The following is a 25,137-nucleotide window of genomic DNA, read 5'->3' as shown; positions in this document are numbered from 1 at the left end:
CCGCCAAACAACCCGCACAAAGCGACACCTAACCGCCTTTGGGGTGGGTCAGTTTTCGATGCAAATCCTGGGTCAGGATTCCGTGCAAATCAACACTGCAAAGTCAACTGCGGGCAGAAAACCCGCCTCCACCAAGGCCACTGGGGCCGCGAAGTACAAGCACGCAGAGACCGGCGCCACCTGGATTGGCAGAGGCGCTCGGCCTCAATGGCTCAAGGACGAGATTGCAGCAGGCAAGAAGTTGGAAGACTTTCTGATCAGCTAATACGGTGCCAAGCACCCGGCGTAAGCCAACTGCCCGCCCGCGCGAGTCAACTACCGGTTTCTCAGCTCTGCTTCTTAATTGACGCCTCGGGAAGCCCGGGAGACTCACCGGCAAGCACTCGCCGCACCGCTTCGGCTGACCAGAGAAGGCGTCGGTTGGGGAGTTTGGTCGGTCGAATGCCCTGGTAGTGGCCATTTTTTGAGTAGCCCTTCAGGATCGACTGCGGCTCAACGGCCAGTACGTTGGCAAACTCACCGGTCGAGAGGTGATCTCGATTGACCGGGATTGGCATTGGCGAGCGTGCAGTGCTGGTAGCCTGTGAGGCTGGTTTGCCATTCGAGACGACGGATTCAATCCGGTCAACAATGGCGTCGACCGACGTCACGGATGCATTGGCATACTCCGCGATGACCGAAGGGATGAGATCTGGCTTGTCTGCCCCGTCACGCCGCCCCATCAAATCATGAAACACGGGCAGCCAATCCGTTTTGAGTTGGCAGTCATCGACCCACTCCATGAACGCCATCGGCGTGAAGCGATCGAGGACGTCTTCGCCGTCTTCGAGCCAGCTCTCGCGGTACTCATTCCAGGCATCCCACATCTTGCGGGCGTCCGAGAATCGTGATGAAGCGGCATTCAGGGGCTTGTTGTCTAATCCCCCACCACCCGAAGGAATCGCGACGTCACCAGGAATCGGATGGATTCCGGAGACGATCAGGCAGCCTTCCAATGGCGTCCAGTGTTCTCGCTTGAAGTATTCGATCAGTGTCGCGCGAAGTTGGACAGCGGCTGCGATTCGTTCTTGCGCGGTAGGGATATCGGACATGAAGTGATTCGTTCTTGATCTGGTGGGCCGCTAGCGAGCGTTCTCGCCACAGTCGTTCGATTTTATATGCCCTGCCGTCGTTGATGCCTATGCCGTCCCGCGACGGCATAAAGCAGAAAGCCAAGACCTCGCGGGTCCTGGCTTTCGAGATCAAGCAGATTCGATCAACTGATACTCAACGCCCGCCTGTTCCAGCAACCATGCCTCTATGCGCTCGTGCCACATGCGCAAAAGATCGAGCGGTCGGCGGCGATAGTGCTTCTCGGCAATCGCCGATGGCTTGTGCCCCTGGATCTGGGCGACGACGCCAACGGGAACCTCAACCCATTCCGACAACGTGCCGAACGAACGGCGAAGACCGTGCAGCGTGAGGTGTGGAAGCTCGGCGGCAGCAAGCGCCTTGTTGTGGGCGATTCGGGGCTCGGCAATCTTGCCATCTTCGGAAGTTTTGCTGGAGAACACCCATGGCGATGGCGCCCAGGTCTCCCCCTTCTCGGCGAGGCGAGCCAACTGGCGCTTGTTCGGGGGCATCTCGTTCAACTGCTTCAGGTTCGCCAGAAGCGTCAGCAAATACGGCGTCAGTGGAATGGTGCGGCCACCGGTTCCTTCGACTTTGTCGTTCATCGTCAGGCTACGCCAACGGAAGTCGACATCCTCCCACCGGAGCGACGCCAGCTCCTCGCGGCGCGCACCCGTAATCAGAAGACCTTGCAGGTAGGCTGAAATCACCGGGTTAGTGATATCTCGGACTGCGCGGAACCACCGCGACAACTGCTCGCGTTGCAAGCAATCGCTCTTGGGCTTGGTCCGTGGCACGACCTCCCTAACTGACTTGGCTCCGTAAGCACTTGTCGGAACCACCCCCGAATACTCTTTGCGATCGTCGCACCATCGAATGAAGGCACGCAACTTCCGGTATGCCTGCTCGGCATTTGTAGGGCGGCTCTTTGCCTCTGAGGCAAGCCACTGCGCAACCCTTTCCGCAGAGAGCTCCGATAGCTTGAGCGACATCAGCGCCGCAAGCGGTCCGGGTGTCGTTTCACCGGTTCCCCGGCGCTTTTTTTGCCCACCCGATCGGGACAAATTCAGGTGGTCCTGATAGTGACGCGCACCCCATTTGGCCCGACTCGCATTTAGGTAGTCTTGCCATGCCTTGGCTAGGGACACGTCCTGCTTGCGCATTGCAACCTGTCGAGCCTCATGAGCAACACGCTGTTCAACCCTGACCTCACGCGGATCCCTCCCATCGTCGAGCAGCGTCTTCAAGCGACTGGCTTCGGTACGTGCACGACCAAGATCCCATGCCCGAGCGTCCCCAATCGTCGTGCGGACCGTCTTGCCAAACAAGCGAGACTCAAAAACATAGGCACGCGCGCCTGCAGCGGTCACGCGAAGCCCAAAGCCTGGGGTCTTGGCATCCCAAAAAATGGTTTGCTGCTTGCCGGGCTCGCATTGGAAGCCACTGACCCTAGCCGCAGTGAAGTTCTGCTTGTCCACCAACTCTCCGTGTAGGCACCATGTAGGCAAATCCTAGGAGAGAAGATACATTCCGGTCAATATGAAATACACACTAACAGCCTGCAAAGCCATTATTTACAACGACTTACGGCAGGTGCACGAATTTCCCTCAATCCCAATATAACTAGAATCCCTCGGCCTTCTAAGCCGACGGTCGGGGGTTCGAATCCCTCTGGGCAGGCCAAAGATCCTTGTGGATCAATACTTAGAAAATCACCACATCGGCGTGGTTTCTGAAAACTGCGCTCGCAGCGTGCCATAGGTGCACCAAGGAACTGCAATTTGCCGACTCTCGCATAACCCAGTGCAACTGCAGGTGGCTGACTTGATTGCCAGTGCCGTTATGGCTTTCGGCCCGCACCGGGCAAGCGGCACGCATGACGATTGGGCAGCGGCCCTCGGCGCGGTCGGCATCGAGAGATTTGTCACCAATTGCCTTTGGCCTTCGCTGGCGGCGCGCCCCTGAAGAACTGGGCATAGAGAAGGTTGGTGGGATCAATATGGTTGACCACGCGGCGGCGCACCTGACAGGCCGTGGCGAGGTTAGCTGAATAGCGACGAGACTCACCAGTCGCCTCACCTGTCACCATGCCGCGTAACAAGCCGCACACCCTTGGACTCCGGACATGCCCAGGCGTAGTCCCACGGAGTCCAGCGCACGGCGCGGTTTCCCCAGACCCGGCGTATCCCACAGGATGTTGGCCTTGCCGCACCACGCCTCGGCGCGGCGGGACACGTCCGTCTTGTGCTCCTGATGGTCAGCGATGTGCTGGCCAGCAATCGTGACACGGTTCGCGACCATGTTTGAACCGGACGTCAAGCCCGACAAGGTGGAACGATCGCGTACGAATACCGGCTCAACGCTCGGACTGAGCGTGTCGCGCTTGTGAATGGGTGCTCGATAACAGCCCCCGCGTGCGCAGGGCGGTCGCAGGCGATTGGCGGAATCGATCCGCCGGCGTGTCGACGATCGCCGTACGCCGCCGTCAGCTGGCGCTGTTCTCGGCAGCCGCGGTGGCGCCCAATGACGCGAGAATCTCGTTGCGACAGACCGTGAGAATTTCATCGGCCAGCGGCGAGTCGTCGGGACACGCGCGCGACAGAACGATGGCACCGACGACGTGCGCCAGCATGTCAAGCCCTTTGGCTCGCGCTTGGCGAGCATCCTCACCCTCCGACGGCGTGCCCTCGGGATGGAGGGCAGCCAGGAGGCTCTCGATACCCGCCGCAAAGGTCGCCCGAACCGCTTCCGGCTGGCGTGCGGCGTCCCCGCCCAATGCGGCCATCGTGCAACCGGTCGCGCGCGCGTCGCGGTGCTCGCGCGCGAGGTAATGCCGCACGAACGCCGCTGCGTCCACACCAGCGCTGAGCGCCACCGTCTGCGCGATACCGCAGGCCGCCGATTCCGCCATCAAGTCTGCCTTGGAGCGGAACTGCTTGTAGAAGCCGCCGTGCGTAAAGCCAGCGGCGGCCATCAGATCGGCAACGCCAACCCCATCGTAGCCACGCTCCCGAAACAGTGTCGACGCCGTTTCGACCACGCGCGCGCGGTTGGCCTGTGCCTGTGCTTTGGTGACTTTCATGTCTTGACCACAGTGGGCTCATGTCTGTGCAAGGCTCCACTATACATTGATGTCGATCATCATCAAATTCTTGACAGAATAGATTATGGTCATCATCATTAAGGCAGTCCTCAACTGCGGATGCCGGGAAATATGACCCCGAAGACGCTTTTTGAAGAGACGTTGCCGGCGTCGCCCCCTTTCTCGGCTGAGGCCCGCCCTGTCCAAACGACATTTGCAAAGGAAAGTCCGTATGACCACGCTTCCGACTGTTCTCATCACTGGCGCCTCCAGCGGCATTGGCGCCACCTATGCCGATCGCTTTGCCCGTCGCGGTCACGACCTCGTGCTGGTGGCGCGCGACAAGGCCCGTCTGGACGCACTGGCCGCCCGTCTACGCAAGGACAACGGTGTAGCCGTCGACGTGTTGCAGGCCGACCTGACCGCGCCTGCTGACTTGGCCGCGCTCGAAACACGCCTGCGCGACGATGCACGCATCGGCATCCTGATCAACAACGCCGGCATGGCGCAGTCGGGCAGCTTCGCGGCGCAGACCGCTGCAGGCATCGATCGCCTGCTCGCCCTCAATACGACCGCGTTGACGCGGCTCGCGGCCGCTGTCGCGCCACGCTTTGTGCAGTCCGGTACGGGCGCGATCGTCAACATTGGCTCGGTGGTGGGCTTCGCGCCCGAATTGGGCATGTCGATTTACGGTGCCACCAAGGCCTTCGTGTTGTTCTTGTCGCAGGGTCTGAATCTGGAGTTGTCGCCCAAGGGCGTCTACGTGCAAGCGGTGCTGCCGGCAGCCACCCGCACGGAAATCTGGGAGCGCGCCGGCATTGACATCAACGTGCTGCCGGAAGTGATGGAAGTGAGCGAACTGGTGGATGCGGCACTGGTCGGCTTTGATCGCCGTGAACTGGTGACGATCCCGCCGCTGCAAGTGGCTGAGCGCTGGGACGCACTGGATGCCGCGCGCCAAGGGCTGATGTCGGACGTTCGACAAGCGCACGCGGCCGAACGCTATCAGCAGGCCGCCTGAGCGCGGCCGCCTCTACGTCCTTCAACTGACCAGCCCTTGGATCGTCACGCCATGCGCTCTCTGCTCCGAACCCGCCTGCGCTTTCTTGCGCTGTCTGCGGCACTTGTTTCGCCATTTGCCACAGCCAGCAGCGCAGTGGCAGCGGACGACACGTCAACCAATGCAACCGCCGTGCAGCCCGCGCAGTGGAAAGACGTGCCCACGGAGAGCCTCTACGCCGATGGGGTGGACTTTGCCTACCGTGAGCTGGGCCAATACAACGGCGGCACGCCAGTGGTCTTTCTCGTTCACCTGGCTGGCGTCATGGACAACTGGGACCCACGCGTCGTCGATGGGCTTGCCGCAAAGCACCATGTGGTTGCGTTCGACAACCGCGGCATTGGTGCCTCCACGGGCAAGCCCGCAGATACGATCGAACAGATGGCCGACGATGCCATCACGTTCATCAAGGCCAAGGGGTTCAAGCAAGTGGATCTCTTCGGCTTCTCGATGGGCGGCATGATTGCGCAGGAGATTGTGCTGAAAGAACCCAGCCTGGTGCGCAAGCTGATCCTGGCGGGCACGGGGCCCGCAGGCGGGCCGGGAATCAGCTCGGTCGCGGGCGTGGCCAACTATGACCTGCTGCGCGCGACCTTCACCGGCCAGGATCCCAAGCAATATCTCTTCTTCACCCGCACACCCGGCGGCATCGAAGCCGGCAAGGCCTACTTGAAGCGCTTGCAAGAGCGCACCGACAACCGCGACAAAGCCATCACCCTCCGCGCCTACGTGGCGCAACTGCAGGCGCTCCGTGCGTGGGGGCGCAAGCCCGCGGCCGATCTCTCGGTGATCAAGCAACCGGTGCTCGTGGCCAATGGCGACGACGACCGCATGGTCCCGACCAGCAATTCGTATGACCTGGCCAAGCGCCTACCGAACAGCAACCTCATCATCTACCCCGATGCGGGCCACGGGGGCGTGTTCCAGTACTACGAAGACTTCGTACCCAAAGCGCTGGCGTTCCTGGCGCAGTGACGTTCCGCACCCGCTCCTTGACAGGTCACACCATGACCGACACCCACATCGCCACGCCCACGCCCACGCACTTCGTGGCAGTCGACGGTACGCAGGCCACTCAACATTCCAAGTAGAACAACATGAAAGCACTCACGTTCAAACGCTACGGCAAATCGCCCGAGATCGGCCTGACCGATGTGCCTCGCCCCACCCTCAAACCTGATGAGCTGCTGGTGCAGGTCTACGCGGCTGCGGTGAACCCGATCGACAACATGATCCCGGCCGGAACGTTCAAACCCGTGCTGAAGTTCGAACTGCCGGCCACACTGGGCAGCGACGTTGCCGGCGTGGTGGTTGAGGTCGGCAGCAGCGTGACGCGCTTCAAGCCAGGCGATGCCGTCTTCGCGAGCCTGTTCGATCTCGGCCGAGGCTCGATCGCCGAATTCGCAGCCGTGCCGGAGAGCGTGGCCGCGCTCAAGCCAGATAACCTCGATTTTGTGCAGGCGGCCTCCGTCCCGATGGTAGGGCTGACCTCGTGGCAAGCATTGAGGGAGCGGGCCAATGTGCGGGCGGGCCAGAAAGTGTTCGTCCCGGCTGGGTCCGGCGGGATTGGCACATTTGCGATTCAGTTGGCCAAGTACTTTGGCGCCAAGGTGGGAACGACCACCAGCACGGCGAATGTCCAACTGGTCAGCAGCCTGGGCGCAGACGAGGTCGTCGACTACAAAAAGCAGGCATTCGAAAACGTGCTGCGCGGCTATGACGTGGTGCTGGGCACGCTCAGGGGCGACGCGCTCGAAAAGTCCGTTGGCATCCTCAAACCGGGCAGCAAGATCGTCTCGCTCATCGGCCCGCTGGACGCCGCATTTGCCCGCGCACGACGACTGAACTTCCTGCTGGCATTCGTGTTCGGCTTGATGAGCCGCAAGATCACGCGCCTTGCGGGCAAGAAGAACGTCTCTTATGCGTTCCTCTTCATGCGCCCCGACGGCGAGCAGCTCGCCAACATTGCAGAACTCCTCAAGTCGGAACGCATTCGTCCGGTGATCGACAAGGTCTTTCCGTTCGAGCGGGCGAAGGAGGCGCTTGAATACCTGGCCCAGGGCCGCGCCAAGGGCAAGGTGGTCGTCCAGATCAAGTGAGTGTCGTATCACAGGCGCTGGGCGCTTGCGCCCTACACCACCGGCAACTCCGTCGTCGACAACACCTCCTTGAGCACCATGAACGTCCGAATCTGCCGCACGCCGGGCAGGTACAGCAGCTGTTCCGCATGCAGCCGGTTATAGCTCTCGCTGTCCTTGGTGCGAACGAGCATGAAGTAATCAAACTCGCCGGTGACGACGTGGCACTCCAGGCAGCCTGAGACCTTCTGCACGGCCTTCTCGAATGCCGCGAAGGATTCTGGCGTGGAGCGGTCCAGCACGACGCCGATCATCACGAGCGAGCCCAAGTCCATCGCACGCGGATTGAGCAACGCCACAATCCCCTTGATCAAGCCCAGCTCCTTGAGCCGTTCCACGCGCCGCAGGCAGGCTGGCGGGCTGAGGTTCACCTTGGCGGCGAGCGCGACATTGGAAATCGAAGCGTCACGCTGGAGCGCCTTCAGGATGGCCCGATCGGTGCGATCCAAGGCGTGGCGTGCGGAAGCCGCCGCACCGGTGGGTTCAGCCTGCAACTTCGTTTCGTTCTTTTTCATTTTCAAGAAATAAATGCGTCGCCTGTTGATGTACTGAACGGCCATATTGCGTGTACCAGCCTATCTTTGCAACCGCATTTCGTCGCGTTCTGCGTACCATTGGCTTCCGACATCCCGCTATTTGCGGCACCGAAGGAGCCATCTCATGAACCTGCAGAAATTCCCTCGCTATCCCCTCACGTTCGGCCCGTCGCCGATCCAGCCGTTGAAACGGCTGAGCGCGCACCTGGGCGGCAAAGTCGAGCTGTATGCCAAGCGGGAGGACTGCAATAGCGGTCTGGCCTTCGGCGGCAACAAGACGCGCAAGCTGGAATACCTGATTCCGGAAGCGCTCGAAGGCGGGTATGACACGTTGGTGTCGATTGGCGGCATCCAGTCAAACCAGACGCGCCAGGTGGCTGCCGTGGCAGCCCACCTGGGGCTCAAGTGCGTGCTGGTGCAGGAGAACTGGGTGAACTACTCCGATGCCGTGTACGACCGCGTCGGCAACATCGAGATGTCGCGCATCCTAGGCGCCGATGTACGGCTCGATGCGGCGGGCTTTGACATCGGCATCCGCCCGAGCTGGGAACAGGCCATGGAGGATGTGCGCAAGCGCGGCGGCAAGCCGTTCCCGATTCCAGCCGGTTGCTCGGAACACCCGCTTGGCGGGCTGGGCTTTGTGGGCTTTGCCGAAGAGGTGCGTCAGCAGGAAGCGGCGCTCGGCTTCAAGTTCGACTACATCGTGGTGTGCTCGGTCACGGGCAGCACGCAGGCAGGCATGGTCGTGGGCTTCGCGGCCGATGGCCGGGCCGACAGGGTGATCGGCATTGATGCCTCGGCCAAGCCCGAGCAGACACGCGCGCAGATCCTGCGCATTGCGCGACACACCGCCGAGCTAGTCGACCTCGGCCGCAACATCACCGAACAGGACGTGGTGCTCGACACGCGCTACGGTGGCCCCGAATACGGCTTGCCCAACGAGGGCACACTGGAAGCCATCCGCCTATGCGCACGTCAGGAAGGCATGCTGACCGACCCCGTGTACGAGGGGAAATCCATGCACGGCATGATCGACATGGTGCGCAACGGTGAATTTCCCGAAGGCTCGCGCGTGCTGTACGCGCACTTGGGCGGCGTGCCGGCCTTGAACGCCTACAGCTTCATCTTCCGCAATGGGTGAAGCGTCAAGCCGATCTGCACTGCGCGCTGCAGTCTCTGAGCGCGCCGGCTGAGCCCGCTAGCGTGCCTTGCCCCGCCCGCTCTTGCGGGCACTGGCGCCACGCGTCGTCTCTCGGCTTGCCGGCGCGCTGTTCGCGTTCATCTGCTCGAGCCACGATAGCGCGTCGACATACGACAGGAACTGCCGCAGATACGCCGGCGACAGCTCACGCATCGACAACAACGCTCGATGCACGAGGCTGCTTGAATTGAGTGGCCCGGCATTCGACGGCACCTCGTGGTCCAGCGACTGACGCAACTGCGTTTCAGCGCTGAGCTTCGCCCAGATGTTCCGGAAGTCATCGAGCACGCTCACTTCCGGATACGTGCTAGCCGCACGGGTCTGCTTGATGTCGCTCAGCAACACAGCCAACGGGCTGGGAGCGGGCTGGCATGCAGGCGCGGTGCGCTCACCCGAACTGGCGGTGGAAGTACGGCTAGCGTAGTCGGCGAGCAGTTGGTTCACCCGCGCATTCAGAATGTCTTGCGCTTCGCCGGTTTGGGCGGCCGCCCGCTGGTGCAATGCCTCGATCACGCGAAAGCGGATCGGGTCTGCGCGATCGGCACCGCTGGCGCGCAGGGCGCCAATCGCGGTGGCGAGCGTCGCCTCAGTGGGCTTCACGGCGCCCGCCATTGGAAGCCGACGAGCGCGGCACGGGCGCGATTTCCACCCGCCGGTTCTTGGCGCGGCCCGCGTCGTCCGCGTTGGAACTCACCGGCTGCTCCGAGCCAAACGCCGCGGCAAACACGCTCGATGCGGGGATGCCCTCGTCGATGAACGCGCGCGTCACCGTCAAAGCACGCTTGGCCGACAGCTCCCAGTTATCCGCAAACTGGCGGTTGCCGGATTGCACTTGCTGGTCATCGGTAAAGCCGCTCACCATCAGGATCTCATCGCGCGACTTCAGGTATGCAGACAGCGGGCCGGCCAGGCTCTTCAGCAGCGCACGCCCTTCCGGTTGCAACTGGTCTGAATTGAGTGCAAACAGCACGCTGCCGTTGATACCGATGCGTCCGTTGACGAGCGTCACCCGCCCCGCCGCCAGCGGGCCCGCCAGCGCCTGCTCCAACGTCTTGCGGCGCTGCGCTTCCGCCTCGCGCTGCTTGACCTCGTTCTCCAGCTTGGACGACAGCTCCAGCTGCACGCCGATCACGCCCACCAGAATCAGCACAAAGGCGCCGAGCAGCACCGACATCAGATCGCCAAAAGCCGCCCAGACAGGCGCCGTGGCTTCGACGCCGGCGTCAATGTCGTCGTTCATGCCGCCTCGGCTCCGGCAAAGGTCTGCGTGCTATGCGTACCCTGCGTGCCACCAAGGCGCTGCAGGTCTTCGATGATCTGCTTTTGCGACAGCATGCTCAGGTCGATCACCTCGCGCGCCTGTGCCACGTAGTAGGCAAGCTGCTCGTCACTGCGTGTGAGGGACTTGTCCAGCGCGGATTCGATGCGCTCCAGCTGCGCCATCAGCTTGGCGTTCGATTCGCCAAACAGTTGCACGGCCGCGCCGAACGCCTCGCCCAAGCTCGCGACTTCGGCAGCGCTGCCCGTCACCTGGGCGGCCACGGCGCCGAGCTTGCCGGTTTCGGCTTCGACATGGTCCGTGAATCGCGTGCCGACGCGCTCGAGCAAGCCGGCCGAGGTGGTCACCAGTGCATCCACTGCGGTGCGCTGCTCGGTGGAAGCATGATTGACGGCGTCGAGCAGCGTCTCCAGCGTGCCCAACAAGCGCGTGCGCTCTTCCAGCATGGCCGTGTCGCGCACCATGCTGTCCGACAGTTTCTGGCGCAGCTCGGCCACGACCTCCGCCGCCGCTTTGGGGGCCTCCGACGCGGCCTGCACGAGCTGCGAAATCTCAGCAATCGTGTCCTTGGCATGCGCCTGTGTTTGCGCGGAGATGTCGCGCGCGGTCTGCGCCAGCGCGTTGCAGATGTCCTGCTGCCGGCTGGCGGTGTCGGCGCCGGCTTGCTCCCATGCCTGGCTCAGGCGGGTGCCCACTGCACCAAGCGTCTCCGCCCAGGCGGCCAGCCGCTGGTGATCACGGGCCTCCAGCGCGGCCTGCAGTTCGACGTGCGATTGGTTCAACGCTTGCAGCAGCGCAGCACCATGCTGCTCGAACGTGGCGGCGGCGCCCTCCAACGCGCGTTGATGCTGGCTGGCAACCTCGGTCTGCGCATGCGTTTGGCGCGCCAGTGCCTCATCCCAAGCACCAGACAGGCGGCCTGCCGTGGTGTCGAGGCGTTCGGATACGCCATCGAGCAAGCGGGTCGAACGTTGCTCAAACGTGTCGGCAAAACGGTCCAGCGACGTGCTGACCTGGCCGACCAGCGCCTCGCTCGCACGTTGGTGCGCGGTCAACGCGTTGCTCCAGATGCCAGCCACCGTCTCGGCCGTGGTCTCGAAACGGGTCGACAACCCGTCAAGCTGGCGTTGCACCGCGTGGGTGACCATGTCATGCAGCGTGGCGGATTCGCGGGCGAGCCCGGCCAGGGTCGTTTCCACCACAGGCTGGATGGCGGCGCTGGCGGCCCGTGCGCTGTCAGCGGCGCTCTCCTTCAACGACTGCCCGACCGAGACGGCGAGGTTGCTGTATGCCACCTCCGCCTTGTCGAGAAACGCTTGCTGGCTGGCAAGCTGGCGCTCGCTGCTGGCGGCGCTCTGCTGCTCCAGCGCGGCCATCATGGCTTGCAAGCGATCGACCAGGGTGGGCAGCACATCGGACTGCCGCTGCAGGAGCTGGAACGTGGCTTCGCGCTGATGCGCATGCGAATAGATGCGCAGCGTGGTGGCAATGTGGGCATCCAGCGCCTGCACGGCCTGCAGCCGCTCACGCCGGCACAGCGCGGAGAGCAGCCCCAGCATGGCGGACGTCGCCACGCCGGCAATCGAGGTGCCGAACGAAAACCCCAGCCCCTTGATGGGCGCAGCCAGCGATGCGCGAATCGCCTGCAAGTCCGTGGCGCTTTCCAGCGCGGCACCGGTGCCCTTGAGCGTGACCACCATGCCGAGCAACGTGCCCAGCATGCCCAGCAGCACAAGCAGCCCCACCAGATACGGCGTCAATGCCGGCCCGGGCAGCGCGGCACGCTCACCCTCCACGCGCAGGCGCACTGCGTTGCGCAGGCTCGGGTGCAAGGGTTCAAGCCACGTGGACAATTGCGCAGGCGGCTCGGACAGCCCCGCCACGGCACGTGCAAGCGTGCCGGTCGCCTGCTGATAACGGCGCAGTTCCAGCGCGCCCGTCAAATAGATGGCACCGATCAGGACCGTTACGGCAAGCGCCAGCCCATTCCAGCCGACCAGATAGCCGCCGGCAATCCAGCCCACAGCCGCCACGCCGGCAAAGAAAACGATGAGATTCAGGTGATGTCTGGACATGGTGTCCCGCTTAGCGGGTACGAAGGGCGGCGAGCAGCCCTTCGACCGGTTGAAAACGAACCTCCAATTCCGCCAGAAGCACACTCCGCATGTCGTTGCGGAATGCGTTCAGCCACGCATTGGAGGGGGCGGCGAGGGTACCCAACTCGGCCGACGCAGTCGCATGATCGGCCTGCCGTTGTTGTTCAGCCGCACGCAGGCGCTCGAAATACTGCCCGAGCAAGGTTGGAATGCCTCCCAGCAGCGTGCGTTCGCGCACGGCAAGGGCTTGTTCCATGCTGGCATCCAGGATCGCAAGCTTGGCCAGCGCGGGCGTGTTTGCCGCCAGCACACGACGCAGGCCGCTGCGCAGGTTGCCGACATCCATCTCCATGGCTTGCTGCAGGGAGAGATAGCGCTGCCGGAAATCCGCGTAGTCCACGTCAGCCGCTGCCGGCGCGCTCTGCAGCGGCGCGCGCACCATGCCGGTGGATCGGGTATCAGGCAGGCAGCCTGCGTTGATGGCCTTCGCCAATGCCGTGCGAACGCGGCTGCACATGGCTTCTGCATTGGCCGCTTGCGCGCCGATGGCCCGGGCGCTGGGCGCGACTGCCGGCGGGCTGGCAGCCAGCGCGCTCGATAGCGTGATGGCATCAGTCCAGCTCAGCCATTGGCTCAGCCGGTCGGCCAGCGACTGCCCGGGTTGAGGCACATCGGCGTCAGCCAGACGGGCAAGTAAACGGATCAGCGCAGGGCCGCTCAGGGCTCCGCGCGGCTGGGCGTGCGCCATGCTGCGAATGCAAAAAAGGCAGAATTTTACACACGCCCGCCTAGGCGCCCGCCCCGCCCGGGGGAAACGTGCCGTCAGCCCTGCCGACGGGCGCGCACCGCGCCGGCCAGCGCATCGAGCAACGGCTCGGTCTGGGCCCAGCCCAGGCACGCGTCGGTAATTGACACGCCGCGCTGCAGCGGTACGCCGGGTTTCAGGTCCTGGCGCCCTTCTTCCAGATGGCTTTCGATCATGACGCCGACAATGCGGCGCTCGCCGGCGGCCAGCTGCTGTGCCACGTCTTGCCCCACATCGATCTGGCGCAGGTGCGATTTGCCGGAATTTGCGTGCGAGCAATCGACCATCACCTGCTCGCGCAAGCCCGCCTTTCGCAGAATCGCGCAGCTGTCTTCAATGGCCGCCGCGTCGTAGTTGGGCCCCTTCTTGCCGCCGCGCAGGATGACATGCGCATCGCTGTTGCCGCGCGTCTCGAAAATCGCGGCCATGCCCATCTTCGTCATGCCCATGAACGAGTGCGAGGAGCGCGCCGCCAGAATCGCGTCGGCGGCGATCTGCACCCCACCATCGGTGCCGTTCTTGAAGCCGATCGGGCAGCTCAGGCCCGAGGCCAGTTGCCGGTGGCTCTGGCTCTCGGTCGTGCGCGCGCCAATGGCGCCCCAGGCGACGAGGTCGGCAATGTACTGCGGGCTCAGCAAATCCAGAAACTCGGTGGCCACCGGCAAGCCCAGCGCCGTCACCTCCAGCAACAGCTCGCGCGCGCGGCGCAGGCCTTCGTTGATGCGGAAGCTGCCATCCAGCCGCGGGTCATTGATGTAGCCCTTCCAGCCGACGGTGGTGCGGGGTTTCTCAAAGTACACGCGCATCACGATCAGCAGGTCGTCACGCAGGCGCGCCGCTGCGGCCTTGAGGTGATGGGCGTACTCCATCGCCTGGTCGTGGTCGTGGATGGAGCACGGGCCCACCACCGCAATCAGCCGATCATCCCGGCCCTGCAGCACGTTGGTGATGGCGGCGCGGCTGGTTTCCACCTGGGCCTGCACTTCGGGCGATACGGGCAGCTCGTCCAGCAGCAGCGCCGGGGAAATCAGCGGGCGGACGGCGCCGATACGCACGTCGTCAATGCGGGTGGTGTCCTGCGTGGCGTCGGCCACGCCGACTTCTTTGTCGTGCTGAGGATCGTCAATACGGGTCATGGCAAGCGGTGTTCTGTGGCTCTAGTCCGCTAAATCATTGAAATGGGAGGGGCAGGACAGGCCATGCGGGATGCAGCGCTAGGCGCAAAGCGCAGCAATAGCGGGCTATTGCGCGCATTTGCAACGACGCGATGCGCCCGCATGGCGTGGCAGGCACTGACCAATTTCAGTGATTCAGTGGACTAGCAATGAAAAACAGCGCTCATTAGGCCTGTGCGGGGCCGGCTGCGCAAGCGCAATGGTGCGCCAGCCGCACGGAATCTGTTCTCCGACAAAAAACCGCCCGGGGCAGACCCTCTCAAGGGTGATCGCACATCGACCTAGTCTTTCTCTCCGAGCCGCCTCATACGAATGCGCTATTCAGAAAAGGGACGAATCGGCCGCTCCTAAGGAGGTGGCAATGCACGATGCCCATCACGCCGTCATGTTGAGAAAAAAGAGGAACCCCATGCTGCTGGCCTGCCAGCTTCCGTTGTCCAGCTTGCAGGTTCGCGCCGCACCTGCCGCCGATGCGCAGGCCCCTGCCCGGATTTAATCACCCGCCCTTGCCGACTGTGTCGGGCGTCCGCTCGCGCCCCGACCGTTCCGAACTCTGGAGTGCTCCATGACCGTCAGAACGTTTGCGAGCACCGTGGCGGGCTTCATGGGTGTGTCGTCAGACAACCCGGAGCTGCTCAAGGCGCAGTACCGCGCCTTTTCGCGCCAGCTGCCGATGATGTATTTCATCCTCATCAGCAGCACCTGGGCGGTCGCCCTCGCCTTCCGCAGCCATGCCCCCCACTGGCTCGCCATCGGGGTGCCGCTGCTGCTCACGGCAGCCTGCGCGGTGCGCGTGCTGCACTGGTGGCGGTCTCGGCGGATTGACCCCACGCCCGAACTCGCCCTGCGCGCGCTCAAACGCACCAACCGGCTGGCGAGCATCATCGCCGCGGCTTTCACGGCGTGGTCGCTGGCACTGTTTCCCTATGGGGACCCGTACACGCGCTCTTACCTGGCCTTCTACATGGCCATTACCGTGATCGCCTGCATCTTCTGCCTGATGCACCTGCGCTCGGCCGCCATCATGGTCACGGTCATCGTCAATGGCGTGTTCATCGCGTTTTTTTCGGCGACGGGGCAGCCGACCTTTGTGGCCATCGCCATCAACATGGCGCTGGTGTCGTTGGGCCTGCTGGTCATCCTGATGATCAACTACCGCGATTTCACTCTCATGGTGAACGCGCAAACCGAGGCCCGCCGCCGCGAAGCCGAACAAGGCCGCCTGCTGCAGATGATCGACGACATGCCCATCGCCGTCATGACGGTCAAGCCAGACTCGCTGGTCATCAACTACGCCAACAACACCTCCAAGCGCCTGGTCGACCGGATCGCGCACCTGCTGCCGGTCAAGAGCGACGGGTTGCTCGGTACCTCCATCGACATCTTCCACGCACGACCGGAGACGCAACGCCGGCTGCTGGCCGACCCGGCCAACCTGCCATACAACACCCGGGTACAGCTCGGCCCGGAAGTGCTGGACCTGAAAATTTCGGCCGTGCGCGCCAACGATGGCAGCTACATCGGCCCCATGCTGACCTGGGCGCTGGTGACCAAAGAGGTGGAAGCCGAAAACCGTATCCGCCAGTTGGCCCACTTCGACATGCTCACGGGGCTCGCCAATCGCACCAACTTTCGCGAGCAGTTGGATGCACGGCTTGCGGTGCCGGGTGCCTGCCTCGGGCTGCTGTATATCGATCTGGACGGCTTCAAGGTGGTCAACGACACCAAGGGCCACCGCGCGGGCGATGCCTTGCTGGAACAGGTGGCAGCACGGCTGCAGTCGGTGTGCAGCCACGCCGGCACCATCGCGCGGTTGGGCGGAGACGAATTCGCCGTGCTCGTGCCGCATGACGATGCCAACCAGGCAACCGCGCTGGCCTGCGCCATCATCGCGGCGCTCAGCACGCCGTATCCCCTGGGCACAGATCAGAGCGTGCGGATCGGGGCATCGGTCGGCATGGCGCTGGCGCCAGCGCATGGCCATGATGCCGAAAGCCTGCTCGCACGTGCGGACATCGCGCTCTATGCCGCCAAGGCGGCCGGCAAAGGCATGGCGCGCCTGTTCAGCGCAGACATGGAAACCCGTATTCAAGAGCGCGCCCGTCTGGAAGCGCAGTTGCGCGTGGCGCTGGAGCGTGAAGAACGCCTGTTCGTCTTCTACCAGCCGATCATCCACGTGGAGACCGGCAAGGTCACCGCGCGCGAGGCGCTGGTGCGCTGGCACCACGCCGAGCGCGGCTGGGTGCCGCCGGCGGAGTTCGTGCCCATTGCCGAGCAAAGCGGGCTGATCGACCAGCTCGGCCGCTTCGTGCTGCAACAGGCCTGCCGGGAAGCCGCCCGCTGGGAAGACGGTGCACGCGTGGCGGTGAACGTATCGCCCATGCAATTGGGCAAGGCCACGCTGGCGCAGACGGTGCGGGCGGCCCTGCTCGATGCGGGTCTCGCCGCCGACCGGCTGGAGATCGAAGTCACGGAAACCGCACTCGTCCAGAACGAGGCCGAGAGCATTGAAGACCTGCGCGAGCTCTATCGGATGGGTGTGCGCGTTGCGCTCGACGACTTCGGCACGGGCTACTCATCGCTTGCGCATCTACGCGCATTTCCGTTCGACAAGATCAAGATTGACCGCTCGTTCGTCTGCGACTTGCAGGAGCGGCCCGACAGTGCCGTGCTCGTCAAAGCGATTGCCGACCTGGGCCGGCAGCTTGGCGTGATTACTGTGGCGGAAGGCGTGGAAACACCGGCCCACGCGCGGCTGATCCGAGAAGCGGGCTGCACGGAGGCGCAAGGGTATTTTTACGGCCGCCCTGCCCCCTCCGAAGGGGATCGGGACGCCGTGGAAGCCTGCTCTGCGCTGGAACCGGTGGCCGCTGCCGGTTGACTCAGCGCCACCGCGGGATGCATCCGTGCGTAGGCAAACGCATAGTCCAGCTCGCCGGATGCCTGCGCGTGCAGTGTGAACAGCGGCTGCCCCACCTGCACCTGATCATGCAACCGCACGTGCATTTCCACGCCGGCCACCTGGCGCATCGGCGCGCCGGCGAGCTTGGCGATCCGCGCGAGATGGCGGTTGTCGATACTGCTGATGATGCCGTCCTGCTCGGCCACCACATCGCGGCGGAAGATGGCTTCACCGGGTACCCGCAGGCCGCCCTGCGCTTCGCAGATCTCTTCGAACTTGCGCCACGCGGCGCCGCTGTCGAGCACGCCTTCAGCAACCGCACCGCCTGAACCAGGCGCGGCCGCCCCGCAGAACTCCAGCAGCGCGCCGGCCAGCAGCAAGGAGCGCTCTCGCAAGTCGAACGGTGCGGCCGGCAAGCGCTGCAGTACGGCCAGCACGTCGCGCGCCTCCAGGGCCGGGCCGATTCCCCGGCCCACCGGCTGCGCGCCATCCGTGGGCACAGTCAGCACGTGCACGCCAAACGCCCGCGCCACGCGTTCGAGCAACATGCGCAGGCGCACCAGATCGGGCTCACTACGCACCTTGGCGGTGGGCCCAACCGGCACATCGATCACGACATGGGTGGACCCAGCGGCGATCTTTTTCGACAGAATCGACGCCACCAATTGCGCATCGCTGTCCACATCCAGCGCGCGCTCCACGCGGATCAACACATCATCGGCCGGGCTCAGGCTCAGCGCCCCACCCCACGCCAGCGACGCGCCCACGCGGTCAACCACGCGCCGCAACTCCGTCGCACTCAGGTTCACCCGCGTGAGCGTTTCCATGGTGTCGGCCGTGCCAGCGGGCGAGGTGATGGCACGTGACGATGTCTTAGGCAACAGCAGCCCAGCCGCAGCGGCAATGGCCACGACGATCGGGCTGGTGCGGTTACCCGGCAGACCGCCCACGCAATGCTTGTCGGCAACAACGGGGCGATCCCATGTGAGGCGCTCGCCTGAGTCGACCATCGCCTGCGTCAGGTCGATGGTCTCCTTCACACTCATGCGCTCGCCCGCGCACGCGCTCAGGAAGGCGGCGATGTGCACGTCGGCGTAGCGCTCGTTGGCGATGTCTCGGATGACGCTGCCGAGCTGGTGCGCGTCCAGGTGGGCACCGTAGATCTTGGCGCGCACCGCCCGCAGTGATTCCAGCGCCGGCGCGTGGCTCACGCTCACCACGTCACCAGGCCGTGCCATCAGCGACTCTGCGGCGCTGACAGACAGGCTCACCTCGCACTTCTCCAGCAACGTGGACGCGACGAGATTGAGCGTGGCGATCAGCGCGCGCTCGCCAATACGCACCTCCACCCGGGCCTGCGCGGCAAACCCTTCGGCGCGGCAGATCGCGCAATCCGGGTGCATGTAGATGACATGCTCCTGCCAGGTGTCGATACCGAGCGGTTTGAAGGTCAGCCGGTCGGGCAGCGCCGTCACTTCGGGTGGCTCGCGCATGGCAATGGCTCCGGATGCCGCCGAGGTTCCTGGCCGGCCATCACAGGGGAAAGCGAAAGTGCCCGCTATGCAGGGTGATCTGCTGGGAACCGGTCAGCTCGAACATGGCCCGGGCAACCGCTTCGATATCACTGCGATGGCCGGCGAACGCCTGCACCAGGTCTTCGGAGCGGCACGAGCGCGCGCCGAAGTGGTCTTCCAGTGCCTCCGCCGTGATGGCGTAGGTGGCGTTTTTGCCGTCCACCGAGGCGCGGCATTGCAGCACCGGGCCAGCCGCGCAGTAAGTGGGCTCGCTGATTGAGAACTCGATCTGTTTCATGATGCATGCCCCAGGGTGATGATGTTGCTATCGCCAGCGTAGGAGCGCTGCCCTTAGCGGACAAGCCGGCTTGTGGCCTCGGGCAGAGGTAGATCAAACAGCGGTGCGATTGCCTCCACCAGCGGTGCCGTCAACGCAATGCGGTTGGACGGATGCGCGATGGTGTCGCAGGTGACGACGTCCGCTGCCACGTTGCACAACGCGCTGTACGCATGCTCCGCAAAGACGGCGTGAACGGCCACGCAATATGGGCGTGGCAATCCTGCACGCTGGAGCTGCTCGGCGGCGGCCACCAGCGTGCGTCCGGTGGAAATAATGTCGTCAACCAGCACCGGCACACATCCTGGGTGCATGCCCGGCGCGACGGCGGACACTTCCACTTGCCACGCGCTATGGCGTGTCTTGTTGAGCACTGTCCACGGCGCGTCACACAGCTTGGCGACGTGTTCGACCCACTGGCGGCTTTCCTCATCGGGGCCGATCAGCACCGGGTTTTGCACGTGCGCGCGCACCCAGGCCGCCAACGCAGGCGCCGCCTGCACCGCAACAGTGGGAATCCCATAGACCTCCGACAGCGTGGAGATGCGATGCAGATGCGGGTCTACCGTGATGAGCCAATCGAAGTACTGCGTCAGCAACGCGGCAAAGTGCTGCGCGGCGCAGATCTCGCCGAACTGGAAGACGGCGTCTTGCCGCATGTAGGCCAGATATGGCGCCACCAGCCCCACGCGGCGGGCGCCGCCTTCGCGGGCCGCAAGGGCCAGCCACAGCAGGGGCAGCAGCTTGTCGTCGGGGCGATCCAGCGTACAGACGATGGCGACATCGGCGCCGCGCACGGGCGTTCGCAGCCGCACGTAGGAATCGCCATCGGGAAAGCGCTTGATGTCCGCGTGGCCGATTTCCGCGCCCAACGGGAGCGCCAATCGGGCCGCGGCGGCTTGATTGCCCGGCATGGCCAGCACGATACGCCTGCCCGCCGTGCGCGCAGATGACTGAACCGGTGCCCGGGTTTCCATGATCAGATCAGCGGATAGGTTTGCCGATACTCCGGCATGCGCACCGGCCATTGCAGTTCGCGCTCGATGCGCTGGCGCAGGGCATCGCTGGCGGCCGGTTCGCCATGGACGACAAAGGTCTGCCGTGGCGCGCGCGTGAAGCCGTGCAGCCACGTCATCAACTCGTTGACATCGGCATGGGCGGAGAGATTGGCAATCTGCTCAACCGTCGCGCGGATCGGGACTTCCCGGCCGTGCACACGCAACGCACGCTGCCCCGCCAGCAGGGCCGCACCGCGTGTGCCCGCCGCCTGGAACCCCGACATCAGGATGGCGTTGTGCTTACCCCCGCCAAAGCTCTTGAGGTGATGCAGCACCCGGCCGCCTGTGGCCATGCCGCTGGCGGCAAGAATGATCTTGGGCGTGCGGTCGCTGCTCAGATGCATCGACTGCTGCGGACTCTGGATCGGCACGGCAAGCGCACACGCCGCCTGGCAATCCGCCGCCTCGATATGCAGGTCGTCAACGTGATGCGCAAACACCTCGGTCGCGCGCTCGGCCATCGGGCTGTCGAGGTAGATCGGCACATGCGGAATCCGGTGCGCACGAATCAATTGATACAGGCAGAACAGCAGCGCCTGTGTGCGTCCGACCGCGAACGCGGGGATCAGCAGCGTACCGCCCTCGCCGATCGTCCGCCGCACGATCTGCTCAAGCACATCAAGCGGATCGCCAGCCGGGTGCACGCGGTCACCATAGGTGGATTCCACTAGCAGCGTATCGGCCTCGGCCACAGGCTCCGGCGGCCGCATCACTGGGTCGACTTGCCGGCCCAGATCGCCGGAAAAGACGATGCGCTGGCCGCCTGCAAACAGCGTCACCGTGGCCGCGCCGATGATGTGGCCGGCACGATGGAACTCGGCCTCCACACCTTCCACCACCGGAAAGCGCTCGCCATACGCCACCGGGTGCAACTTGCGCAGCGCCTTGGCGGCGTCCTTTTCGTCATAGAGCGGCAAGGCCGGATGGTGGCGAGAGAAGCCCTGCGCGTTAGCGTACTGCGCATCTTCCACCGCCAGCCGTGCGCTGTCGGGCAGCATGATGTTGCACAGATCGGCCGTACCTTTCGTGCAATACACGGGGCCGCGAAACCCGTTGCGCACCAGCAGCGGCAGGTAGCCGCTGTGGTCGATATGCGCGTGGGTCAGCACCACAGCATCCACGTGATGCGGGTTGATTGCGAGCGGGTCCCAGTTGCGCAGCCGCAAGGATTTGTAGCCCTGGAACAGCCCGCAATCGACCATCACGCGGTGCGCGCCGGTGTCCAGCACGTACTTGGAGCCGGTCACCGTATCGGTGGCGCCGAGAAACTGCAGCCGCATGTCTCCCCCTTTTTTCCTTCCTGCTGCGCTGCTCAGCGAATGGGGACGCGTTGCTGCGTCGAAGCCTCCTTCTTGGGCAGCATCACGCGCAAGAGCCCATCGGCGTAGGTCGCCTCGACCTTGCCTTCGTCAACGGCAGCATCCAGCGTGAACATGCGCTGCATCGCGCCGCTGTACCGCTCGCTGCGGATGACGCGCTCGCCTTCCTTCTTCTCGGTCTGGCGCTCCACCTTGGCCGAGATCATGACCGTGCCGCGATCGACCGTGACGTCGATGTCCTCCTTTTTTGCGCCCGGGATTTCCGCCACCACGCTGTATGCGGAATCGGATTCCGTCACGTCCACCTTGAACGGCAGTACGCCGTCCATGTTGCCCCGGAACGAACGCAACAACCCCTGGAAGATGTCGCCCACCGGTTCGATCGCGAATGGGTCGTAACGCCTGAGTTGGCTCATGGCTACCTCCTGATACATGACTGGATTGCCGGTACTCGCCGACACATTCATCGTGGCACGGCGTGCCGGCCGTGCCTTGCGGCAGATCAATGTCCGGATACTGCAACCAAAGACCCGATTCGGAGGGTATCGCCCTGGCGCACGCGCGACCTCGTTGCCAGCGCCACGGAAACCCGATGCGTTGACACGCATCAACCCATTCGCGCAAGAGAGGGGAAGAATACAAAGGCTGGCGTTGCACTCAAGCATGCGCCAGGCCGACGCAGCGCTCGCTGCGCATCTTGCTCAAATGGAGTGACACCGTGACGATTCCCGTCGATCTTTCGTTTCAAGGCCTGCCCTACTCCAACGCGATTGAAGAAGCCGTCGCCCACCAGCTCAGCCGCCTGGAACGGCTGCGCAGCCACATCACGCGCTGCCGGGTCAGTCTGAGCCAGGAGGCCAAACATCAGCAGCAGGGCCGGCCTTTCAGCGTACGCGTCGACCTGGTGACGCCGCTGAGCGATCGCATCTTCAGCGACACCGCTGAACAAGACCCCTACGTTGCCCTGCGCGAGGCGTTTGCGCGCGTGGAGCGCATGCTGATCGACGCCACGCAGAAGCAACGCAGTCACAGCGGGCAGCAGGGCCATCCAACCGAAGACGCATAACCGTCTCCAAGCCGATCGCGCGTGGGGCACAGGAGGTACACGCACGGCCGTTCCACCTAGCCCCGTCCTTGCCGCCCACGCGGTACCGCCGGCACGCGATACCGAAGCCTTGGTCACCAGCCTGCTGACGGCCATTGCCCACGTGATTCCCGCGGAAGTGTCTGCCGTGTTGCCGTGGGTACTTCGCACGCTTGCGCACCGATGAGCGCGAGCACGGGCCGGCTACAGCGTGTCTTCGTCCGAAAATAGATGATGACGAATGGCGTAGCGTACGAGGGCCGCTTCGCTGGAGAGCTGCAGTTTGTCCATCAGGCGCATCTTGTACGTGCTGATGGTCTTGGGGCTGACGCACAGGCTAGTGGCAATGTCCGTCAACAGCTCGCCCTGTACGAGGCGGCGGTAGACCTCCATCTCGCGGTCGGACAAGCGCGTGTGGGGCGCTTCTTCATTGGCCTCGCCCAGGCTGTGTGCGAGTTTTTCCGCAATGGCCGGGCTGACGTAAGTACCGCCACTGGCGACCTTCTGCAGCGCCGTCACCAGTTCGGTCGCGGCGCTTTCCTTGGTCAGATACGCCGCCGCGCCGGCACGGAATGCCCGCGCGACGTACTGCTCTTCCGCGTGCATGGTCAGCACCAGCGCCCGCACACCGGGATGGTCCGCATGCAGCTGGCGCAGCAGTTCCAGCCCGTTGCGGCCTGGCATGGACAAATCCAGCACGATCACCCGGGGCTGATGCTCGCGCACGAGTTGCAGCACCTGCGTGCCGTCGGACGCTTCGCACACCACTTCGAAATCTCCGGCGCGCTCCAGGATATGGCGCACGCCGTCGCGCATCACGGCGTGATCGTCGGCGATCATCACGCGGATCATGAACGGCTCTCCTCAGTCAAAACTTGGTTAACAGGAAAACACACGGTCAGCCGGAACCCAGTGTCGAGCGCATGCGATGTCGTGACCTGGCCGCCCAGTTGGCGCGCCCGCTCGCGGATCCCCAGCAGGCCCAGCGGCCGGCGCGCACCTTCCGCGGGCGGTGCGCCGCTCCAGCCTCGGCCGTTGTCTTGAATGCTCAGTTCGAACATGTCGTCCTGGCGGCCGAAGTGAATGTCCACGCGGGTGGCATCGGCATGGCGCACCACATTGTTCAACGCTTCCTGCACGATGCGGAACACTGAGATGGCCGAGTGTTCGTCCATCGTCACCTCTTCGGCCCGCACCTGAATGATCAGGCCGAAGCGCTGGCGCACGTTCTTGGCGATCCACTCAATGGCCGGCACGAGGCCCAGTTCGTCCAGCAACGGCGGGCGCAAGTCGGCGGAAATCTGCCGCACGGCGGCGATGGTCTCGTCGATCACGCGCTGCATGGCCGCCGTCTGCGCTGTCAGCGTGCCGGGCGTGCCGGCTGCCTGAAGATCGGCCGCCAGCAGCGAGATATCCATCTTCAGCGCGCTCAGGCGCTGGCCAAGATCGTCGTGCAATTCCCTGGCGATGCGGCGGCGCTCTTCTTCACGCGCGGCGAGGATGCTGTCGGACAAGTGCTGCAACTCTTCCTGCGAGCGCCGCAGTGCGGCATCGGCGCGCATGCGCTCGGTGGTGTCGCGCAGCATCACCGTATAGAGCTTGGCGCCGCTGTCCTCGATCTGCGAGATGGACGCCTCGATGGGGAATTCACGCCCGTCTGCATGCAGGGCAAACAAGGCACGCTGGCGGCCCATCTGGCGCTCCGACACACCTGTCACGCCAAACCGGCGCACATGCGCCTCGTGCGCACTGCGAAACCGCTCAGGGATGAAATCAGCCAGCGGGCGGCCAATGGCGTGGCTGGCGGGGCACCCAAACAGCGTCTCGGCCATCGGGTTGAACAGGACGATGCGTTGCGCATCGTCCACCGAGATGATGGCCTCCATGGACGAGCGGATGATGCCCGCCAGCCGGGCCTCGCTCTTTTCCAGGTAGGCGAGATAGTCGGTGACGGTGGCGCGCAGCATGCGCAGCCGGAACCAGTAGAACGTGAGCGCCAGCACGGCAGCCAGGCTGGCGATGGCCAGCAGTAGGATGGCCGCCCCGCGCACGCGCGGAATGGCCACCGAAGCCAGCCATGCCGCCGAGACAAACAGCAGCACGACTGCCAGCCCGCCGGCCAGCAGTTCGGCAGGCGTGGAATGCAACTGCAGCAGGCGCCCCCGCCCGGCGGCTGCCGAATGCCCGGAATGCCCGGGTTGTCCCTCTTGCTTCATGGCTGAATGCCGGCCCCGGCCAGACGAAGATGCCGTCACATTAATCCATCTAACCCGCAATGGGAATTGACCATGTGATGGATACGTCGCCAAATCAGCGCATCGTTGTCAGGGTTTCCTGACAGCCTTGCGGCGCACACCGACAGCACTCTCAGCGCTCCCTGATTTCGCCGGATACCGCACTTTCAGATACTTCCCATATACGGACACCGGAACAGCCAGATA

26 protein-coding genes are annotated in these 25,137 nt (G+C 64.1%); 9 read left to right on the top strand and 17 right to left on the bottom strand.

The window, feature by feature from the left end:
• The coding region (locus AB0305_RS09535; RefSeq protein ID WP_366172576.1) for an H-NS family nucleoid-associated regulatory protein at window positions 1-265 on the top strand (265 nt) is incomplete at its 5' end.
• 61 nt (window positions 266-326) lie between these two features.
• Here the strand turns inward: AB0305_RS09535 and AB0305_RS09530 are convergent.
• Window positions 327-1,091, bottom strand: coding sequence for a hypothetical protein (locus tag AB0305_RS09530; protein ID WP_366172574.1), 765 nt, complete (start codon window positions 1,089-1,091; stop codon window positions 327-329).
• A gap of 150 nt (window positions 1,092-1,241) precedes the next feature.
• Window positions 1,242-2,588 (bottom strand): integrase family protein, encoded by a 1,347-nt coding sequence (locus AB0305_RS09525; protein ID WP_366172572.1) that lies wholly within the window; start codon window positions 2,586-2,588, stop codon window positions 1,242-1,244.
• Window positions 2,589-2,913: 325 nt separating this feature from the next.
• Between AB0305_RS09525 and AB0305_RS09520 the strand changes: the two genes are divergently transcribed.
• Entirely contained in the window at window positions 2,914-3,075 is a 162-nt protein-coding gene (locus AB0305_RS09520; RefSeq protein ID WP_366172570.1) for a hypothetical protein, read from the top strand.
• 117 nt (window positions 3,076-3,192) lie between these two features.
• Here the strand turns inward: AB0305_RS09520 and AB0305_RS09515 are convergent, their stop codons facing one another.
• Both AB0305_RS09515 and AB0305_RS09510 read right to left on the bottom strand, forming a co-directional pair.
• Window positions 3,193-3,411, bottom strand: coding sequence for a hypothetical protein (locus AB0305_RS09515; RefSeq protein WP_366172568.1), 219 nt, complete (start codon window positions 3,409-3,411; stop codon window positions 3,193-3,195).
• 184 nt (window positions 3,412-3,595) lie between these two features.
• A complete protein-coding gene (locus AB0305_RS09510) occupies window positions 3,596-4,192 on the bottom strand; it encodes a TetR family transcriptional regulator (RefSeq protein WP_366172566.1) in 597 nt (198 codons plus the stop codon).
• A gap of 232 nt (window positions 4,193-4,424) precedes the next feature.
• Between AB0305_RS09510 and AB0305_RS09505 the strand changes: the two genes are divergently transcribed.
• The 3 genes from AB0305_RS09505 to AB0305_RS09495 all read left to right on the top strand — a co-directional run bounded on the left by AB0305_RS09505 (window position 4,425) and on the right by AB0305_RS09495 (window position 7,351).
• On the top strand, window positions 4,425-5,213 hold the full coding sequence (locus AB0305_RS09505) for an SDR family oxidoreductase (RefSeq protein ID WP_366172564.1): 789 nt from the start codon (window positions 4,425-4,427) through the stop codon (window positions 5,211-5,213).
• 51 nt (window positions 5,214-5,264) lie between these two features.
• Window positions 5,265-6,227 (top strand): alpha/beta hydrolase, encoded by a 963-nt coding sequence (locus tag AB0305_RS09500; protein WP_366172562.1) that lies wholly within the window; start codon window positions 5,265-5,267, stop codon window positions 6,225-6,227.
• A gap of 122 nt (window positions 6,228-6,349) precedes the next feature.
• On the top strand, window positions 6,350-7,351 hold the full coding sequence (locus tag AB0305_RS09495) for an NADP-dependent oxidoreductase (RefSeq protein ID WP_366172560.1): 1,002 nt from the start codon (window positions 6,350-6,352) through the stop codon (window positions 7,349-7,351).
• Window positions 7,352-7,383: 32 nt separating this feature from the next.
• On the opposite strand, the gene AB0305_RS09490 is transcribed toward AB0305_RS09495, so the two are convergent.
• On the bottom strand, window positions 7,384-7,905 hold the full coding sequence (locus AB0305_RS09490; protein WP_366172558.1) for an Lrp/AsnC family transcriptional regulator: 522 nt from the start codon (window positions 7,903-7,905) through the stop codon (window positions 7,384-7,386).
• A gap of 145 nt (window positions 7,906-8,050) precedes the next feature.
• On the opposite strand from AB0305_RS09490, the gene AB0305_RS09485 reads away from it, so the two are divergent.
• Complete coding sequence (locus AB0305_RS09485; RefSeq protein WP_366172556.1) at window positions 8,051-9,067, top strand: 1-aminocyclopropane-1-carboxylate deaminase; 1,017 nt, start codon at window positions 8,051-8,053, stop codon at window positions 9,065-9,067.
• A gap of 57 nt (window positions 9,068-9,124) precedes the next feature.
• On the opposite strand, the gene AB0305_RS09480 is transcribed toward AB0305_RS09485, so the two are convergent.
• The 5 genes from AB0305_RS09480 to AB0305_RS09460 form a co-directional block, all read right to left on the bottom strand.
• The gene (locus AB0305_RS09480; protein ID WP_366172554.1) at window positions 9,125-9,727 is read right to left on the bottom strand and encodes a DUF2894 domain-containing protein; all 603 of its coding nucleotides are present in this window, start codon (window positions 9,725-9,727) and stop codon (window positions 9,125-9,127) included.
• Window positions 9,714-10,367 carry an OmpA family protein gene (locus AB0305_RS09475; protein WP_366172552.1) on the bottom strand — a complete coding sequence of 218 codons (654 nt, stop codon included), beginning with the start codon at window positions 10,365-10,367 and terminating at the stop codon, window positions 9,714-9,716. Before AB0305_RS09475 ends, AB0305_RS09480 begins: the two co-directional genes overlap by 14 nt.
• Entirely contained in the window at window positions 10,364-12,481 is a 2,118-nt protein-coding gene (locus tag AB0305_RS09470) for a DUF802 domain-containing protein (protein ID WP_366172550.1), read from the bottom strand. Before AB0305_RS09470 ends, AB0305_RS09475 begins: the two co-directional genes overlap by 4 nt.
• Window positions 12,482-12,491: 10 nt before the next feature.
• Window positions 12,492-13,250 (bottom strand): DUF3348 domain-containing protein, encoded by a 759-nt coding sequence (locus tag AB0305_RS09465; RefSeq protein WP_366172548.1) that lies wholly within the window; start codon window positions 13,248-13,250, stop codon window positions 12,492-12,494.
• A 74-nt stretch (window positions 13,251-13,324) separates the two neighbouring features.
• Window positions 13,325-14,443, bottom strand: coding sequence for a 3-deoxy-7-phosphoheptulonate synthase (locus tag AB0305_RS09460; protein WP_366172546.1), 1,119 nt, complete (start codon window positions 14,441-14,443; stop codon window positions 13,325-13,327).
• Window positions 14,444-14,843: 400 nt separating this feature from the next.
• Here AB0305_RS09460 and AB0305_RS09455 point away from each other — a divergent pair, with 400 nt between their 5' ends.
• Window positions 14,844-14,978 carry a hypothetical protein gene (locus AB0305_RS09455; protein ID WP_366172544.1) on the top strand — a complete coding sequence of 45 codons (135 nt, stop codon included), beginning with the start codon at window positions 14,844-14,846 and terminating at the stop codon, window positions 14,976-14,978.
• A 69-nt stretch (window positions 14,979-15,047) separates the two neighbouring features.
• On the top strand, window positions 15,048-17,363 hold the full coding sequence (locus AB0305_RS09450; protein WP_366172542.1) for an EAL domain-containing protein: 2,316 nt from the start codon (window positions 15,048-15,050) through the stop codon (window positions 17,361-17,363).
• On the opposite strand, the gene AB0305_RS09445 is transcribed toward AB0305_RS09450, so the two are convergent.
• The 5 genes from AB0305_RS09445 to AB0305_RS09425 are packed head-to-tail and all read right to left on the bottom strand — an operon-like array spanning window position 17,279 to window position 22,028.
• Complete coding sequence (locus tag AB0305_RS09445; protein WP_366172540.1) at window positions 17,279-18,877, bottom strand: thymidine phosphorylase family protein; 1,599 nt, start codon at window positions 18,875-18,877, stop codon at window positions 17,279-17,281. The genes AB0305_RS09450 and AB0305_RS09445 overlap by 85 nt on opposite strands.
• 40 nt (window positions 18,878-18,917) lie before the next feature.
• Window positions 18,918-19,196, bottom strand: a complete 279-nt coding sequence (locus AB0305_RS09440) for a DUF1488 domain-containing protein (RefSeq protein WP_366172538.1) — start codon at window positions 19,194-19,196, stop codon at window positions 18,918-18,920.
• Window positions 19,197-19,249: 53 nt separating this feature from the next.
• Complete coding sequence (locus AB0305_RS09435) at window positions 19,250-20,212, bottom strand: ribose-phosphate diphosphokinase (RefSeq protein WP_366172536.1); 963 nt, start codon at window positions 20,210-20,212, stop codon at window positions 19,250-19,252.
• A 2-nt stretch (window positions 20,213-20,214) separates the two neighbouring features.
• A complete protein-coding gene (locus AB0305_RS09430; protein ID WP_366172534.1) occupies window positions 20,215-21,573 on the bottom strand; it encodes an MBL fold metallo-hydrolase in 1,359 nt (452 codons plus the stop codon).
• Window positions 21,574-21,605: 32 nt separating this feature from the next.
• The gene (locus tag AB0305_RS09425) at window positions 21,606-22,028 is read right to left on the bottom strand and encodes an Hsp20/alpha crystallin family protein (protein WP_366172532.1); all 423 of its coding nucleotides are present in this window, start codon (window positions 22,026-22,028) and stop codon (window positions 21,606-21,608) included.
• Between the two features lie 302 nt (window positions 22,029-22,330).
• Here AB0305_RS09425 and AB0305_RS09420 point away from each other — a divergent pair, with 302 nt between their 5' ends.
• The gene (locus AB0305_RS09420) at window positions 22,331-22,678 is read left to right on the top strand and encodes an HPF/RaiA family ribosome-associated protein (protein ID WP_366172530.1); all 348 of its coding nucleotides are present in this window, start codon (window positions 22,331-22,333) and stop codon (window positions 22,676-22,678) included.
• A gap of 222 nt (window positions 22,679-22,900) precedes the next feature.
• Here AB0305_RS09420 and AB0305_RS09415 read toward each other — a convergent pair whose 3' ends face one another.
• Together AB0305_RS09415 and AB0305_RS09410 are read right to left on the bottom strand one after the other, a co-directional pair.
• Window positions 22,901-23,548, bottom strand: a complete 648-nt coding sequence (locus AB0305_RS09415) for a response regulator transcription factor (RefSeq protein WP_366172528.1) — start codon at window positions 23,546-23,548, stop codon at window positions 22,901-22,903.
• Window positions 23,545-24,912, bottom strand: a complete 1,368-nt coding sequence (locus AB0305_RS09410; protein WP_366172526.1) for a PAS domain-containing sensor histidine kinase — start codon at window positions 24,910-24,912, stop codon at window positions 23,545-23,547. The genes AB0305_RS09415 and AB0305_RS09410 overlap by 4 nt, the downstream gene beginning before the upstream one ends.
• Window positions 24,913-25,137 lie beyond the last annotated feature (225 nt).

Source organism: Arthrobacter sp. NPDC080086, from assembly GCF_040702285.1.
Note: the sequence above shows the minus strand (reverse complement) of the source record. Positions and strands in the feature narration are given on the sequence as shown.